The following is a 16,295-nucleotide window of genomic DNA, read 5'->3' as shown; positions in this document are numbered from 1 at the left end:
GACGCGCGGTGTCGTCAGGCCTCCGATGCAGGTGGTGTCACCCCTGCAAGGACATCGACCGCCCGGACGGGTTCCACAGCCTAGGGTTCGATTTCCTCCACCCTGCGCAACGGGGCCCGCCCGGGTGGCTGCTCAGGCGGCGGGCCGACCGACCGGGCCGGTGGGTTCGGCAGGGTCACCGGTTCACCCCAGACCACCTGGACCGTCTCCCCGTGGTGGAGCAGTTCCAGGCTGGCGCTGTCGGGGCCGTCACGCAGTTCGTACCTCGTCTCGTGCGGCCGGACCTCGACCCGCAGCCGCATGCCCCGCCAGGTCAACGAGAACTCCAGCCGGCCCAGGCGGCTCGGCAACCGGGGACAGAACAACGGAATGTCGCCGTGGTCCCGGAAGCCCCCGAACCCGGCCACCAGGGCGATCCAGGCACCGGCGAGGGAGGCGACGTGCACACCGTCCCGGGTGTTCTCGTTCAGGTCGTGCAGGTCCATCAGCGCGGCTTCGCGCAGATAGTCGTGGGCCAGTTCGAGGTAGCCCACCTCGGCGGCGATCACCGACGCGGTGCAGGCCGACAGCGACGAGTCCCGGACGGTACGCCGCTCGTAGTAGAGGAAGTTGCGGCGCTTCTCGTCGGCGTCGAACGCGTCGCCCCGCCAGTGCATGGCCAGCACCAGGTCGGGCTGCTTGACCACCTGCTTGCGGTACAGGTCGAAGTAGGGGTAGTGCAGCAGCAGCGGGTACCGGTCCGGCGGGGTGTCCCGGAACTCCCACTCCTGGAGCCGGGTGAAGCCCTCCGCCTGCTGGTGCACCCCGAGTTCGGGGTCGTACGGGATGTTCATCGCGTGGGCCGCGTCCCGCCAGGCCGCCGCCTCCTCGTCGGTCACCCCGAGGTGGAACGCCTCGTCGCGGTAGCGCGTCACCGCGTCGGCGGCGGTCAGCAGGTTCCGTTGGGCCATCAGGTTGGTGTAGATGTTGTCGTTCTTCACCGCGGTGTACTCGTCCGGGCCGGTCACCCCGTCCAGATGGAAGACGCCGTGCCGGTCGTGGTGGCCCAGCGACCGCCACAGCCGCGCGGTCTCCACCAGGAGTTCCAGCCCGACCTCCCGCTCGAACTGGGTGTCCTCAGTGGCCTGGACGTAGCGCCGGACCGCGTCGGCGATGTCCGCCGCGATGTGGAAGGCCGCCGTGCCCGCCGGCCAGTACGCCGACGACTCCTGGCCCCGGATGCTCCGCCAGGGGAAGGCCGCTCCGGACAGGTTGAGGAGCTGGGCCCGCTCGCGGGCCAGGTCGAGGGTGGAGTGCCGCCAGTGCAGGGCATCGGCGACCGCCGCCGGCAGGGTGTACGTCAGCACCGGCAGCACGAACGTCTCGGTGTCCCAGAAGGCGTGCCCGTCGTACCCCGGTCCGGTGAGCCCCTTGGCGGCGATCGGCCGACGCTCGGCCCGGGCACCGGCCTGGAGGACCTGGAACAGGCCGAACCGGACCGCCTGCTGTACCTCGGGATCACCCTCGACCCGCACGTCGGACGCGTCCCAGAAGGCGTCGAGGTACTCGCGCTGCGCCCGCCGCAGTCCGGTGAAGCCGTCCAGCCGGGCGGCGGTCAGTGCCCCGCCGACCTGGTCCCGCAACGCCGGCAGGGACCGTTTGCTGGACCAGCCGTACGCCAGCAGTTTGGCCACCCGTAGTTCCTCGCCGGGACGCAGGACGCAGCCGATGCTGGTCCGGATCCAGTCCTGGTACCCCTCGGTGGTGATGGTGGTGCGGTCCGGGCCGTGCACCTCGTGGTCCATCGCGGCGGCCACCCGCAGGCCACTGACCTTGGTCCGGTGGATGAGCAGGCCGCCCGCCTCCCGGCTCAGCTCCTCCTCGGGCTGGAGCGGGGACTCCAGGACAGCCGCCACCCGGGGGTCCCGGCTCTGCGGCGGCAGGGCCTCGTTGGCCACCAGTTCGGACTGGACGATCACCCGGAGCGGCCCGTTGACCGGTTCCACCTCGTAGCTGATCGCGGCGACCGCCCGCTGGGTGAAGGAGACCAGCCGGGTACTCACCACCCGGACCTCCCGGCCGGCGGGCGAACGCCAGTGCAGCGTCCGCCGCAGGGTGCCGGACCGCAGGTCGAGTACCCGCTCGTGGGCGAGCACCTCGCCGTAGCGGACGTCCAGCGGCTCGTCGTCGACCAGCAGCCGGATCAGCTTGCCGTTGGTCACGTTGACCACGGTCTGGCCGGACTCGGGGAACCCGAACCCGGCCTCGGCGTACGGCAGGGGACGCAGCTCGAAGAAGGAGTTCAGATAGGTGCCGGGCAGTCCGTGCGGCTCACCCTCGTCGAGGTTGCCGCGCAGGCCGATATGGCCGTTGGAGAGCGCGAAGACGGACTCCGACTGGGCCAGGACGTCCAGGTCGAGGCGGGTCTCGCGGATCCGCCAGGGTTCGACGGGATAGGCCCGTTCCCGGATCACCGGTCGGCTCCGTCGAGCAGTTCGGCCAGGTCCCGGACCACCACGTCGGCGCCGTGCGCCCGCAGGTCGTCGGCCTGCCCGACCCGGTCCACCCCCACCACGTACCCGAACCCGCCGGCCCGGCCCGCCTCGACCCCGGCGAGCGCGTCCTCGAAGACCACCGCCCGGGACGGGTCCACACCGAGCCGGGCCGCACCGGCCAGGAAGGTGTCCGGGTACGGCTTGCCGCGCAGTCCCTCGGCCCGCGCGACGAGGCCGTCGACCCGTACCTCCAGCAGGTCGGTGAGGCCGGCGGCGTCGACCACGTCCCGGCAGTTGGCGCTCGCCGAGACGACCGCCCGGCGCAGTCCGGCCGCAGCGGCGGCCTTCAGGTAGGTCACCGAGCCGGGGTAGACGTCGACCCCGTCGGTGTGGATCCGCTCCAGCAGGATGACGTTCTTCCGGTTGCCGATGCCGTTGACCGTCTCCGCGGCCGGCGGGTCGTCGGGGGCACCCTCCGGCAGGACGATGCCGCGGGAGGCGAGGAAGGAGCGTACGCCGTCGGCGCGGACCTTGCCGTCGACGTAGCGGTGGTAGTCGGGCCCGGGGTCGAACGGCCGGTAGGGCTCACCGGTGGCGACGGAGCGTTCCCGCAGGTACGCGTTGAACGTCTCGGTCCAGGCGGCGTTGTGCACCCGGGCGGTCTGGGTCAGCACACCGTCCAGGTCGAAGAGACAGGCGGTCACATGAGCAGGTAGGCCCAGCACCTCCTGAATCTAACCACCGGGGCGTCGGGTCAAACCCCTTTCAACCCGGGTGCCCGGCTCGGCTCAGGTCTTCCGCAGCGTCCAGACCACGGTCATCCGGCCGGTGACCGTGCCGTCGGTGGTGGTGATCTCGATCAGCACCGGGAACTCCGGCCGGCTGCCGCCGTCGAACTCCGCCTGCACGTCGGCGGGCGGACGGGCCAGTCGCGCGGTCGCCCGCACCGGCCCCATGGCGAGCTTCAGGTACGCGATCTCGGCGCGGACGGCCAGTGGGACGGCCCGGTCGAGGAGGTGCCCGAAGGCCGCCAGGACCACCGCCCCGGAGGCGGTCTCGCCGAGGGTGAACATGGCTCCGGCGTGCGGCCCACCGACGTGGTTGTGGGTGGGTGGGCTGTCGGGCAGTTCGACAACCGCGCGTACCCCGCCGTCCGCCTCGGGAGCGACCTCGATGAACTGGATGTCGAGGGTCCGGGCGAACGGCACCGCTTCGAGCATCCCGACAGCTATCTGCCGTGAGTCAATGGACATGCCCGACACGTTACTAGCGGGTAACTTAAAGGGCAACCGTCCCCGCCGTGCCCGGTGGACGCCCCGGTGGTCAGGCGGTCAGCGCCAGCCCACGTCGATCCGGTCACCCCGCTCGTCGAAGAAGTGCAGCGCGTCCATCCGTACCGACAGGGCCAGCGAGTGCCCGGCGGCCACCGCCGGATAGGGGGCGAGCCGTACCGACAGTTCGGCGGGGCGGCGGGCGTGCCGCCCGGGATCGTTGAGGATGCTGGTCGGGGTATCGGTCGCCGGCTGCTCGCTCTCCGCCGACCGGCCGGTGAGCCGCTGTACCGCGTGGCCGAACCGGCGCAGCCGGCCCGGCCCACCGGACGCGTCGTCCACCGGCTTGTTCAGCTCGTCCACCACGATCGCGGTGGCGCCGATGTCGACGAAGGCCAGCGACTCGTGCCCGTGGTGTTCCAGGTACCGGATCCGCCCCTGGAGTACGTCACCCGGGGAGCCCGGGGCCACCGGGGTCAACGCCTCGGCCCGCATCCCGACCACGATCCGCTCCCCGTGGTAGTGCGCCACCGCCCGGCTCCGGATGTCGTCCCAGGGCAGGTAGAGCGACTGCTCACCGACGTTAAGGGCGACGTACCGGTCGAGGTGGACGTAGACCGACGCCTCCAGCAGGTTCATCCGGGGGCTGCCCAGGAAGGCCGCGACGTAGAGCGTGGCCGGCCGGCCGTACACCTGGGTGGGGGTGCCGACGTCCTGGAGCACGCCCTTGCGCATGATCGCCACCCGGTCCGCCATGGTCAGCGCCTCGGCCTGGTCGTGCGTGACGTAGATGGTGCTGACTCCCAGCTCACGGACCAGGCTGGAGATCTCCGCCCGCAGTTCCGCGCGGAGCCCGCTGTCCAGGTTCGACAGCGGCTCGTCCATCAGGAAGAGACCCGGCCGGCGGATGATCGCCCGGCCCATCGCCACCCGCTGCCGCTGGCCGCCGGAGAGCTGGCTCGGCTTGCGGGCGAGCACGTCGCCGATACCGAGCGCGCTGGCCACGTCGGCGACCCGCTCACCGCGCGGCTCCGGCTCGACGCCGGCCAGCCGCAGCGGGAAGCCGATGTTGTCCCCCACGCTCATGTGCGGGTACAGCGCGAAGTCCTGGAAGACCATGGCGATTCGCCGTTCCCGGGGAGACAGGTCGTTGGCCAGCTCGCCGTCGAGCATGATCGCGCCCCGGGTCGGGTCCTCCAGCCCGGCGAGCATCCGCAGCACGGTGGACTTCCCGCAGCCCGAGGGCCCGAGCAACACCATGAACTCGCCGTCGTTGACGTCGAGGTTGATGTTGTCGACCGCGACTGTCCCGTCCGGGAACACCTTGGTGACATCCTTCAGTGCGACGGTCGTCACCGTCACCTCCCCGCAGCTCCGTTGCCAGCCGGCCCCGGAATGACTGTGACCAGCATCATCGAATCCGCCCATCGGGTAAACGTGCCATGTTCCCGCCGTGACAGCCCTGTTACGGCGGGAATGAGAGATTTAAGAGCCTCCCCCGTGGGTACCGCCCACCGCTGGACCGGCCAGCAGCACCCGGCGGACCACCCGCTCGGCGGCCCGGCCGTCGTCCATCGCGCAGAACCGCTCCCGGAACCGGCGCCGGGCCGCCGATGCCTCCCCGGCGGCCTCCGTACCGCTGCGGAACACCGCCACCAGCTCGGCGAAATCCCGGGCCACCGCCCCCGGCGGCTCCGCCGTCACGTCGAGGTAGACCCCCCGGGCCAGCCGGTACACCTCCCAGTCCGGGGCGTAGACGACGATCGGGCGGTCCAGCACCGCGTAGTCGAACATCGCCGAGGAGTAGTCGGTGACCAGCACGTCCGCCGCCAGGTAGAGGTCCTCCACACAGCCGTACCCGGTCACGTCGCTCACCCGGGCAGCACCCCACCCGCGTCGGTCACCCGGCCGGTCGTCGAAGTAGTGCCCGCGCACCAGCAGCCGGCCGGTGGGACCGAGTACGGCCAGGAACTCGTCCGGGTCGAACGGTGGCCGGTACCCGGGCAGATACTCACGGTGCGTCGGCGCGTACAGCACCACCCGGTCCCCGGGGGCAATGCCGAGCCGGGCCCGCACCCCGGCCACCTCGTCCGGTCCGGCGGCGACCAGCCGGTCGTTGCGCGGGTACCCGACCTCCAGCCGGGCATAGTCCGCCGGGTACGCCCGGTCCCACATCTGGGTGGAGAAGGCGTTGGAGGTGATGCTGAAGTCCCACCGGTCGACCCGGCGCAGCAGCGCGGCGAAGTCCATCCCCGGTGCACCGAGCGGGTACCGCTGCTGGTCAAGTCCCATCACTTTGACCGGGGTGCCGTGGTGGGTCTGCACGTGCACCGAGCCGGGCCGTTTCACCACGAAATCGGGGAAGTTGACGTTGTTGACCAACCACCGCGCCCTGGCCAGCACCCGGTAGTACGCCGGGGTGCCGGCGACGACGTACTCCACCCCGGGCGGCAGGTCGGCCACCCGGTCCCGCCGGACGATCCACACCCCCCGGATCCTGGGGGCCAGTTCCCGGGCCTTCGCGTAGATCGCCGCCGGGTTGCAGGCGTACCCCCGGTACCAGTAGGCGGCGTACACCGCCAGCGTCGGGTCGATCGGGCGTCGGAGCTGCGCCCGGTAGTACCCGTGCAGCAGCGCGTCCCGCCCCCACCCGGCGGACCGGCGGACCGGGGGCACCGTCCGGCCGACGGCCCGCCGGGCGGTACGCGTCACCACCTGACCGGTCCGGCCGGCCATCCGGAGGGCGCTGAAGGTGCCCCAGCGGTCGGCGGCCACCAGCCGGTGCTTCAGTCCCTCGATCCCACCCGGTACCGGGTAACCGCCGGGCGGTCGCCACCGCCGGTAGTCGGCGGTCAGCTGGGCGAAGAACGCCGGACGCAGGGCCGGTGGCAGCCGCCGACCGTTGCCCAGCACGGTCAGGTAGTGCCAGATCATCCGTTCGAAGAGCACCGTGCCCAGGCCGGCGGCCCGGTCCGTCCGGCCGCCTTCGCCCGTGGTCGGACCGTCGATCAGGTCGAAGACCCGGTGCCACTGGTCGAAGACCTCGAAGTGTCGGGCGTCGACGGTACGGGTGATCGCCCCGGACCGGCGCTGGCGGTAGTTGACGCAGACCCGGTGGAGCACGCCGATCCGCTCCGCCGCCACCAGTACCGGGTAGCTGAACGACACGTCCTCGTACCAGCCGGGGGCGAAGCGCAGCCCCGAGGAGAGCAGGAACTCCCGCCGGATGAGCTTGTTCCAGGCGGTGTGCAGCAGCCGGAGCACCGCCGGCCGGTCCCGGGCCCGGAACACCTCCGGCGTGCCGTCGGCGGGCAGTACCCCGGCCAGGGCGCTACGGCTCGCCCGCCCGGTCCAGTGCACCCGGACGTGGTCGACGAGCAGCACGTCGGGTCGGGTCTCCGTCAGCCGCCGGGCCACCGCCGGCAGGCAGTCCGGTGCGAGCCAGTCGTCCCCGTCGAGGAACCAGACGTACTCGCCGGTGGCCCGGTCCAGCCCGGCGTTGCGGGCCGGACCGAGCCCGGCGTTCTCGGCCAGTTGCACGGCCCGGACCCGGGGGTCGCGGGCGGCGTACTCGGCGATGATCTGGCCACAGCCGTCCGGGGAGCAGTCGTCGACCCCGATCACCTCGACGTCGCCGAACGGCTGGTCCAGGATCGAGTCGAGGCACTCCCGCAGGTAGCCCTGCACCTGGTAGGCCGGTACGACGAAACTGATCAGGGTCATCGTCCGGCCTCCCGGTCACCGACCCCCGGTGGCTCCCTCCGCCGCACCCGCCGCGGGTCGGCCGGCACGGGCGGGCACGGTCACCCAGGCGAGGGTCACACTCGCCAGGAGGACCACGAGCAGGTACGCCGCCAGTGTAGGCAGAGCAATACTCGCGAATCCGGCTATTGCCGCAGCCGACAGCACCAGCAGCCGGCCGTCCCAACCCAGCGTCCAGTCGTGCAGCGGCGGCGCGGCCTGCCGCTTCTCCAGCCGCGCGGTCAGGTCGTAGTGGTGCAACGCCAGCACCAGCAGCAGCGCGAACACCAGCGGTGGCGACACCGCCGCCCCGACCCCCACCGCGATCACGAAGAGGTACTCGGCTGCCCGCAGCGCCGCCGGGACCAGCCAGTCCAGCGCCCCGGCGTGCGGTCGGGCACTCGCCAGGCCGGCGGCCAGCACCACCAGCACGGCAGCGGCCACCGCCACCCGGAAGGCGGTCCCGTCCAGCCCGGCCAGTGCCGCACCGAGCAGCCCGGCGGCGGCCAGCGCGGCGAGCACCGCCAGCGGCAGCGGCCGGGCCGCCCAGCCCAGCCGACGCACCAGCGGCCCGTCGTCGCGGTACAGCACCGCGTCGACCGTGGTCAGCACCGGAACCCGCATCGACCGGGCCCGCAGGGTACGCAGGGCCAGGGTGTACGCGAACGCCAGCACCCCCCAGGCCAGCACCGCGACCAGGCTGACCAGCGGGTTGAACAGCGCCACGGTCAGCGAGATCAGCGCCCACCGCTCACCGATCGGGAAGACCACGGTCCGCTTCAGCCAGTACGACACCGAGCCGGTGTCCGCCTGTACCCGGTTCGACGCCTGGCTCAGCTTCGCCCCCAGGCCACCCGAGGGGGCGGCGCCGGCGGGACGGCGGGCCGCCTCGTCGTGCAGGACGCCGTACCAGGTGTCGGTCATGTGCCGGACGGTCTGGAGGGTGATCGCGGCGATGGCCAGCGCCCAGCCGTACTCGTAGCCGCCCAGGGTCGCCCCGGCACCGAGACCGGCGTAGACGACGTACTCCTTGGCCCGGTCGGCCATGGTGTCCAGCCAGCCGCCCCAGGCACTGAAGTGCCGGGTGTACCGGGCCACCTGCCCGTCCACGCAGTCGAGCATGAAACCCAGGTAGAGCAGCACCGCGCCGACCACCCAGGGCAGCCGGGCGTCACCGTAGGCGAAGAGCCAGGCGGCGGCGAACGCGAAGAGCACCGAGACCGCCGTCACCCCGGTCGGGCCGAGACCGATCCGGGCGCAGAACTTCGTCACGTACGGCGACCAGGTGCTGACGAAGAACGTGGTGAAGAAGTCGTCCCGCTCCTTCACCGACAGCTTCAGCTCCGCCCGGTCCTCCTCGACCGCCGCGACCGCCGCCTCCGCGGCGGTCAGCCCGGCGGCGTCGGTCACCCGGTGCGCCACGAGCAGGCGTACCCGGTGGGCGAAGACCGTGGTGCCGGTGGCGGCGAGGGCCGCGAAGAGCCGGTCCACCGCCGGCCCCGGCCCGTCCGGCACGGTCCGCGCGACAGCGGCCAGGGCCGGCAGATCGGGTACGCCCACCCGCAGCGCCCCGCCGAACCCGCCGGTCGGGTTGGCCGGGGGTGTGCTGCCGGACTCGACCACCTGCCCCCGGTCCTCCCGGACCGCGACCCGGTCGGGGTGGACCGGATCGGTGAGCACCAGCGCCACCGTGGGCCCGACCGGGCTGGTGGCCAGATGCCGCAGTACGGCGGTGTGTGCGACCAGGTCGGTGCCGCTGACCAGGACCGGTTCGGTGGCGGCGGCGGCCAGCGCGGACAGTTCGTCGGGGTCGGCGACGACCCGGACCTCCCGGGCCCCGGCCGCACGCCACTGCTCGACGAGACGCTCGGGGGGCATCGCCGCGGGATCACCGGCGGCGAGCACGACGGCCAGGGTCACCTCGGGACCGCGGCGTGGTACGCGTCGAGTGCCTCGTGCACCGTCCCGTCGACGGTCAACCGGCCGCCGTCCAGATAGAGACCCCGGTTGCAGAACCGGGTCAGGTCGTTCTCGTTGTGTGACACCAGCACCAGTGTGCGCCCCTCCGCGAGCAGTCCGTCAATGGTCGCGTAGCACTTCCTACGGAACTCCGCGTCGCCCACCGCCGTCACCTCGTCCATCAGCAGGATCGGGTGGGGCAACCGGGAGATGATCGCAAAACCGAGCCGGACCTTCATCCCCGAGGAGTAGTGCCGTACCGGCGTGTCGATGGCCCGCGCCACCTGTTCCCCGGCGAAGGCCACGATCTCGTCGCCGTGCCGGCGCAGGTAGGCCGCGGAGAGCCCGTGCAGCGCACCGACCAGATGCAGGTTCTCCCGGCCGGTCAGGTCGTTGGAGAAACCCGCGGAGAGTTCCAGCAGCGGCGCCACCGCGCCCCGGACGCTGATCCGCCCCTCGTCCGGGATCAGCACCCCGGCGATCAGCCGGAGCAGGGTGCTCTTTCCGGTGCCGTTGCGGCCGATCACGCCGACGGTGTCCCCCGGCATGATCTGGAACGACACGTCCCGCAACGGCCAGAACTGGCCGGCGGTGGCCCGCCGGGCGCCCCGGTGGATGACCAGTTCGCGGAGGCGGAGCTGCCGGCGCCGGTTACGGACGAACCGGATGCCCAACCGCTCGGCGCTGATGATCGCCTCCGGCACTACAGCTCCTTGAGCACGGCGGGTTCGAGGCGGCGGAACACCCACCACCCCACCAGCAGCACTCCGACGCTGCCGGCCACCGTGCCCACGAGCAGCCGGGCGTCCGGGAACTCGTCCGGGTACCAGACCGCGTGGTGCAGCTGGAAGATGCCGACCAGCGGGTTCAGCTCGTAGACCACCTTGACCCAGCCGGGCAGCGCCGAGTCCCGGACCAGGGTCAGCGGGTAGATGATCGGGGTGGCGTAGAAGAGCACCCGGATCACCAGCCGCATGAACCGTTCGATGTCGCGCATCAGCACGTTGAGCGCGGAGAGCAGCAGCGCCACCCCGGTCAGCAGGACCGCCTGCACGGTGACCGCGAGCGGCAGCGACAGCAGCGACCAGCCCGGGTCGATCCGGCCCTGCATTGCGTAGACCGCCGCGACGGTCGCCAGTACCGGCAGCCCGGCCAGGTACTCGGCGAACCGGCCGGTGACCCGGCCGATCGGGAAGACCTGCCGGGGCAGGTTCATGGTGGTGATCAGCCGGGCCTGGCCGGTGAGCGCGTTGGTCGCCTCGGCGATCGCCGCGTTCGTCCACATCCAGGCGAAGATCCCGGTGGCCAGGAAGAGCGGGTACGACCGCGATGCGTCACCGAGATGCCGGGTGGTGTCCCCGGAGTAGAGCAGGCCGAAGACGAACCAGTAGATGGCCCCCATGCCGAGCGGCTCGATGAGCGACCAGAGGTAGCCGAGCGTGGACTGCTGGTACTTCACCGCGAGGTCCCGCTTGACCAGGATCCGCAGCGAGTTGCGGTGCGACCAGATCGCCGCGACGCCAGCCGTCACCGCCGCCTCCGCCCCGCTGGTTCAGCACTCGATCACGTTGACCGCGAGTCCGCCGCGCGCCGTCTCCTTGTACTTGACCTTCATGTCGGCGCCCGTCTCCCGCATGGTCTTGATGACCTTGTCCAACGAGACGGCGTGCACCCCGTCGCCACGCAACGCCAGCCGGGCGGCCGTGATCGCCTTGATGCTAGCCACCGCGTTCCGCTCGATGCAGGGAATCTGCACGAGTCCCCCGACCGGGTCGCAGGTCAGGCCGAGGTTGTGCTCCATACCGATCTCGGCCGCGTTCTCCACCTGGGCCGGCGTACCGCCCAGCGCCTCGGCCAGCCCGGCGGCGGCCATCGAGCAGGCCGAACCGACCTCGCCCTGGCAGCCGACCTCGGCCCCGGAGATCGAGGCGTTCTCCTTGAACAGCACCCCGATCGCGCCGGCCGCGAGCAGGAAGCGGACCACTCCGTCCTCGTCGGCGGAGGGGATGAACCGGGTGTAGTAGTGCAGGACGGCGGGGATGATGCCGGCCGCGCCGTTGGTGGGGGCGGTGACCACCCGGCCGCCGGCCGCGTTCTCCTCGTTGACCGCCAGCGCGAACAGGGTCACCCAGTCCATCACCCGCAGCGGGTCGGCGGGACCGCCGCCGGTGTCGTCGGCCGTCAACTGCCGGTGCAGTTCGGCCGCCCGGCGCCGTACCTTCAGCCCGCCCGGGAGCACCCCGTCCCGGCTGCACCCGGCGTCGACGCACTCCCGCATCACCCGCCAGATGTCCAGCAGCCCGGCGCGTACCTCGGCCTCGCTGCGCCAGGAGAGTTCGTTGGCGAGCATCACCTCGCTGATCGACAGCCCGGTCTGTTCGGTGACCGCGAGCAGCTCCACACCGGTGAGGAACGGGTACCGTACCCGGGTGGTGTCCGGCTTGATCCGGTCTGCGCCGGCCGCCGCCTCGTCCACCACGAAGCCGCCGCCGACCGAGTAGTAGGTCCGGGTGCGCAGCAGCTCACCGGTGTCGTCGTACGCCGCGAAGGTCATCCCGTTCGGGTGGTACGGCAGCGACCGGCGGCGGTGCAGCACCAGGTCCCGCTCGGGGTCGAAGGCCACCTCGTGCACGCCGAGCAGGTCGAGCCGGCCGGTCGCGCGGACCTGTGCCACCCGCTCGTCGACGGTGTCGGTGTCGACGGTCTCCGGCGCTTCGCCGGCCAGTCCGAGCAGCACGGCCCGGTCGCTGCCGTGCCCGTGTCCGGTGGCCCCGAGGGAGCCGAAGAGTTCGGCCTGTACCCGCACCGTGGTGGCGAGCAGCCCGTCGGCCTTGAGCCCGCCGACGAAGGTACGGGCGGCCCGCATCGGGCCGACGGTGTGCGAGCTGGACGGTCCGATACCCACGCTGAAGAGGTCGAAAACGCTGATCATGCCGCACTTCCCCGGTCCGGAGGGCCACCGACCGGCGAGCCTACCCGCTGACCCGTGGCGGTAACCCCCGCCGCTGCCACCAGCCCGACATTCGGACAGGGCCGAAATAGGGCGGCTTCCGGATCAGCGGTCCGGGGTACTCCCTAGTGGTGCCCGGGGTCGGGATCCGCCTTCGGACCGAGGGCGGGCACCCGGCCCGTTCGTACCGTCGAAGTTAAGCGGCGTGGCGCCGCAGAGTTGGAGACGACGATGAGTCGCAAACTGGTCCGCCCCCGGGAAAACCGCATGATCGCCGGTGTCTGTGCCGGCCTGGCCCGCCGGTTCGGGATGTCCCCCGGCTTCGTCCGCTTCCTATTCATCCTCTCGCTGCTGCTGCCGGGCACCCAGGTCGTCATCTACCTGGCGCTCTGGATCATCATGCCGAACGAGGACCGGTACCTGGCCAACGTCCGCTGACCCGACGGCAGCGAAGTGCCCGACCCGGTCGGCCGGGGCGGGCACTGTGCCTGCCGGGTCAGGGCGCGGTGTACGTGATGGTGACGGTCTGGTAGCCGAGCGAGCGGAGCAGCCCCTCCAGCATCTTGCGGGTGTTCTCCCGGGCCCGTTCGGCGAGCCCGCTGTCCCGCGCGGCGGCGGCGATCCGCTCCTCGGCGAGCTGGTAGACCTCGCGTTGCCGGTTCGGGTCCGAGCCGAAAAGATCACCGAGCCGGTTCAGCAGACCCCGCTTCTCGGCGAAGACGTAGCTCTTCTCCAGGTCGAGGTTGGGCTTGCCGAGCTGCGGTGCCGGCAGCTTCATCTCCACCGACTTCCGGTCCGCCGACTCCACCACCGCGCCCTCGGCGATCGTCGAGAAATCGACGTACGACTCCACGCTGCCCGCCCCGACGAAGAGCGTCCGGTCGTTGAGCAGGAAGTCCGGCACGTACTTCCGGTCGGCCTGGAGATCGATCACCACCTGGAAGTTCCCCTCGGCGGCGACGTAACGGCTCAGATCCTGGATCGACTTGAGCAGTGGCGGTTGACTACGGTCGGTCCGCTGCTCGGCGAACGGGTTACGCCAGCTCGGCCAGAGACCTGCGCTGTTCAGCCCGAGACCGACGACCAGGGCCAGGGCCAGCAGCCCGGCCAGCCAGAAGAAGCCGAAACCGGCCCGTCGGCCGCCACCCGACCCACCGGGCGGCGGTGCCACCGACCCGTCGTCGACCGGCCCGCCGACGTCCTTTCCCGCCGACGTCGCCGCCGGATCGGCCTGCCCCCGCGCGTACTCCGGGAACTCCCGGGTGGGCTGGTTGACATCACCGTGCTGGGACATCGCCCTCACCATCCTCGACAGACATATCGCCTGCTGATGACGGTACGTCCCCACTACGACACGCGCTCGTCGAGCGACCCCGGTGGCGGCGGGCCCCGTCGCGCCGGCCGCCAGGGACCCGCGTTGGCGCACTGTCGAGCTGCACCGGATGCGCTACCAGTGGCGGGGAACGGCGGCACTGCCCCGTCTACGCCAGCAGCTCGACAGGCGGCGCAGAACCGGGCGCCGCCCCGTCCCCGTCAGCAGCCCGACAGGCGTCCCGACAACGGCCGCCGGTCAGGCGAAGGCGGAGATGCCGGTGAGCTTCTGCCCGATCACCAACTGGTGGATCTCCGACGTGCCCTCGTAGGTCAGCACGCTCTCCAGGTTGTTGGCGTGCCGCATGATCGGATACTCACCGGAGACGCCGTTGGCACCGAGGATCGTCCGGCACTGCCGGGCGATGGCCAGCGCCTCGCGTACGTTGTTGAGCTTGCCCACGCTGACCTGCTCGGGCCGCAACCGGCCGGCGTCGGCCAGCCGACCCAGGTGCAGCGCCAGCAGGAAGCCCTTCTGCAACTCGACCGCCATGTCCGCCAGCTTGGCCTGGGTGAGCTGGAAGCCGGCAATCGGCCGACCGAACTGCTCCCGGGTCGCGGCGTAGTCGAGTGCCGTCTCCAGGCAGTCCCGGGCCGCACCCAGCGCGCCCCAGACGATCCCGTGCCGGGCCTCGGTCAGGCAGCTCAACGGCGCCTTCAACCCGGACGCCCCGGGCAGCAGGGCCGCCGCCGGGAGCCGGACGTCGTCCAGCACGATCTCGCCGGTGACCGAGGCGCGCAGCGACATCTTGCGGGTGATCTCCCGCGCCGTCACCCCCGGTGTGTCCATCGGTACCGCGAACCCGCGCACCCCGTCCCCGGTACGCGCCCAGATCACGCCGACATCGGCGATCGGCGCGTTGGTGATCCACATCTTGCCGCCGGTCAGCACCCAGTCGGTGCCGTCCCGCCACGCCCGGGTGGCCATCGAGGCGGGATCGGAGCCGTGGTCCGGTTCGGTCAGCCCGAAACAGCCGATCGCCTCGCCGGCCGCCATGGTCGGCAGCCAGCGCTGCTTCTGCTCCTCGCTGCCGTACCGCCAGATCGCGTACATGGCCAGCGAACCCTGCACCGAGACCAGGGACCGGATGCCCGAGTCCCCGGCCTCCAGCTCCAGGCAGGCCAACCCGTACGCCACCGCCGAGGCACCGGCACAGCCGTACCCGGTCAGGTGCATGCCGAGCAGGCCGAGCCGGCCGAACTCACGGGCCAGCTCGCGGGCCGGGACGGTGCCCTCCTCGTACCAGCCGGCCACGTGCGGGCGAACCCGGTCGTCCACCAGCCGGCGGACGACGGCACGGATCTCGCGCTCCTCGTCGGTCAGCGACGAGTCGAGGTCGAGCAGTTCGAGCGGAGCGGTCCCGGGCAGGCTCATGCCGGCCACCTTAACGACCCGTCAGTCGAGCTGCCCGCTCAGCACCAGCACCCGGGCGTGGATCTGGTTGCGCTGCTGCAACGCGGCCCGCAGCGCCCGGTGCAGCCCGTCCTCCAGGTAGAGCCCGCCGTTCCACTGCACCACATGCGGGAACAGGTCGCCGTAGAAGGTCGAGTCCTCGGCCAGCAGTTTGTCGAGGGCGAGCTCCCGCTTGGTCGTGATGAGCTGGTCCAGCCGCACCGGTCGCGGCGGGATCTCCGCCCACTGCTTGAGCGTGAGGTTGTGCTCCGGGTACGGCCGCCCGTCCCGAACCGCTCTGAAAATCACGACGGCGCGCTCCCCTCCCCATGACCGAGCCGACCCGTGGTGTCGTGCCGTGTCAGCCTAGCGACCATCGCCGACATCGCGGTTTGTTCGCTCATGTCAGTTTCGTTACTCTGATCGACCGGTGCCCGTCTGGGATCAATCACCCCACCGTCCCCGGTGCACCACCTGGTCGACCGGCCGGCGTCCCCGTCGCAACGACGGTGAGCGATGGTCAGGAGCCCGGTAACCGATGGTGAGCGCACCGATCGGCATGAAGTCCTCCGGCACCCCGAACGCCTCGCGGTACGCGTCGGTGCGCTGCGGCGGGATGCCGAAGAAGCAGGCGCCCAGCCCCTCGTCCACGGCGGTGAGCAGCATCAGCAGGGTGGCGAACCCGGTGTCGACGTACCAGTAGGGCACCGGCCAGCGGTCCGGGGAGCGGTCCGCCCAGCCCTTGTCCGGCTCGGCGTACCGCTCCAGGTAGGTCGACCGGTTCGCGTGCGGTACGACGATCAGCGGCGCCCGGCTCATCCCGGCCAGCCAGCGCTGCCGGCCGGAACCACCGGGACTGGCCGCGGACCAGAACCGCTCCCGGTCCTCCGGCGACTCCAGCACCAGGAACCCCCAGCCCTGGGCGAACCCGGCGGACGGCGCCCGGACCGCGTGGTCGAGCAGCCGCTCGACCACCTCGGGCGGGACGGGGCGGTCCGGGTCGTAGCTGCGTACCATCCGGCGCCGCCGGACGACCTCACGGAACTCCATACGCCGCCCCTAGGCCGTGTTTCGTATGGGCTGAAGGTGCCCGGTTGTGATGGATGTCCGGCGTGGTGGTGATCGGTAAAAGTTGA

The 16,295-nt window shown here is 71.6% G+C and carries 14 protein-coding genes; 1 reads left to right on the top strand and 13 read right to left on the bottom strand.

Annotated features, from left to right (window positions below):
- Nucleotides 1-80 precede the first annotated feature (80 nt).
- From V6U90_RS19515 to V6U90_RS19475, 9 genes are all read right to left on the bottom strand, one after another.
- A complete protein-coding gene (locus V6U90_RS19515) occupies nt 81-2,453 on the bottom strand; it encodes a glycoside hydrolase family 65 protein (RefSeq protein WP_334438419.1) in 2,373 nt (790 codons plus the stop codon).
- Nucleotides 2,450-3,199 carry an HAD family hydrolase gene (locus tag V6U90_RS19510; protein ID WP_334438418.1) on the bottom strand — a complete coding sequence of 250 codons (750 nt, stop codon included), beginning with the start codon at nt 3,197-3,199 and terminating at the stop codon, nt 2,450-2,452. Before V6U90_RS19510 ends, V6U90_RS19515 begins: the two co-directional genes overlap by 4 nt.
- Nucleotides 3,200-3,262: 63 nt before the next feature.
- Nucleotides 3,263-3,727, bottom strand: a complete 465-nt coding sequence (locus V6U90_RS19505; RefSeq protein ID WP_334438416.1) for a DUF4442 domain-containing protein — start codon at nt 3,725-3,727, stop codon at nt 3,263-3,265.
- Between the two features lie 78 nt (nt 3,728-3,805).
- The gene (locus tag V6U90_RS19500) at nt 3,806-5,101 is read right to left on the bottom strand and encodes an ABC transporter ATP-binding protein (protein WP_334438413.1); all 1,296 of its coding nucleotides are present in this window, start codon (nt 5,099-5,101) and stop codon (nt 3,806-3,808) included.
- A gap of 129 nt (nt 5,102-5,230) precedes the next feature.
- Nucleotides 5,231-7,468, bottom strand: coding sequence for a bifunctional glycosyltransferase/CDP-glycerol:glycerophosphate glycerophosphotransferase (locus V6U90_RS19495; RefSeq protein ID WP_334438410.1), 2,238 nt, complete (start codon nt 7,466-7,468; stop codon nt 5,231-5,233).
- Between the two features lie 15 nt (nt 7,469-7,483).
- Complete coding sequence (locus V6U90_RS19490) at nt 7,484-9,406, bottom strand: DUF5941 domain-containing protein (protein ID WP_334438407.1); 1,923 nt, start codon at nt 9,404-9,406, stop codon at nt 7,484-7,486.
- On the bottom strand, nt 9,403-10,149 hold the full coding sequence (locus tag V6U90_RS19485; RefSeq protein ID WP_334438404.1) for an ABC transporter ATP-binding protein: 747 nt from the start codon (nt 10,147-10,149) through the stop codon (nt 9,403-9,405). The genes V6U90_RS19490 and V6U90_RS19485 overlap by 4 nt, the downstream gene beginning before the upstream one ends.
- Nucleotides 10,149-10,976, bottom strand: a complete 828-nt coding sequence (locus V6U90_RS19480) for an ABC transporter permease (protein ID WP_334438402.1) — start codon at nt 10,974-10,976, stop codon at nt 10,149-10,151. Before V6U90_RS19480 ends, V6U90_RS19485 begins: the two co-directional genes overlap by 1 nt.
- A 21-nt stretch (nt 10,977-10,997) precedes the next feature.
- A complete protein-coding gene (locus V6U90_RS19475) occupies nt 10,998-12,377 on the bottom strand; it encodes an L-serine ammonia-lyase (RefSeq protein WP_334438399.1) in 1,380 nt (459 codons plus the stop codon).
- Nucleotides 12,378-12,626: 249 nt separating this feature from the next.
- On the opposite strand from V6U90_RS19475, the gene V6U90_RS19470 reads away from it, so the two are divergent.
- Nucleotides 12,627-12,833 (top strand): PspC domain-containing protein, encoded by a 207-nt coding sequence (locus V6U90_RS19470; RefSeq protein WP_334438396.1) that lies wholly within the window; start codon nt 12,627-12,629, stop codon nt 12,831-12,833.
- Between the two features lie 58 nt (nt 12,834-12,891).
- Here the strand turns inward: V6U90_RS19470 and V6U90_RS19465 are convergent, their stop codons facing one another.
- The 4 genes from V6U90_RS19465 to V6U90_RS19450 form a co-directional block, all read right to left on the bottom strand.
- Entirely contained in the window at nt 12,892-13,689 is a 798-nt protein-coding gene (locus V6U90_RS19465; protein WP_334438394.1) for a DUF4230 domain-containing protein, read from the bottom strand.
- A gap of 276 nt (nt 13,690-13,965) precedes the next feature.
- Nucleotides 13,966-15,141: an acyl-CoA dehydrogenase family protein gene (locus tag V6U90_RS19460; RefSeq protein WP_334438391.1), complete on the bottom strand. Its 1,176-nt coding sequence runs from the start codon at nt 15,139-15,141 to the stop codon at nt 13,966-13,968.
- 21 nt (nt 15,142-15,162) lie between these two features.
- Nucleotides 15,163-15,468, bottom strand: a complete 306-nt coding sequence (locus V6U90_RS19455) for a type II toxin-antitoxin system VapB family antitoxin (RefSeq protein ID WP_334438388.1) — start codon at nt 15,466-15,468, stop codon at nt 15,163-15,165.
- A gap of 135 nt (nt 15,469-15,603) precedes the next feature.
- The gene (locus tag V6U90_RS19450) at nt 15,604-16,209 is read right to left on the bottom strand and encodes a nitroreductase family protein (RefSeq protein WP_334438386.1); all 606 of its coding nucleotides are present in this window, start codon (nt 16,207-16,209) and stop codon (nt 15,604-15,606) included.
- Nucleotides 16,210-16,295: the final 86 nt, after the last annotated feature.

The sequence above is a fragment of the Micromonospora sp. CPCC 206060 genome, assembly GCF_036906895.1.
In the GTDB taxonomy this organism is placed as follows: domain Bacteria; phylum Actinomycetota; class Actinomycetes; order Mycobacteriales; family Micromonosporaceae; genus Micromonospora.
This window is presented reverse-complemented; position numbering and strand designations above follow the sequence as displayed.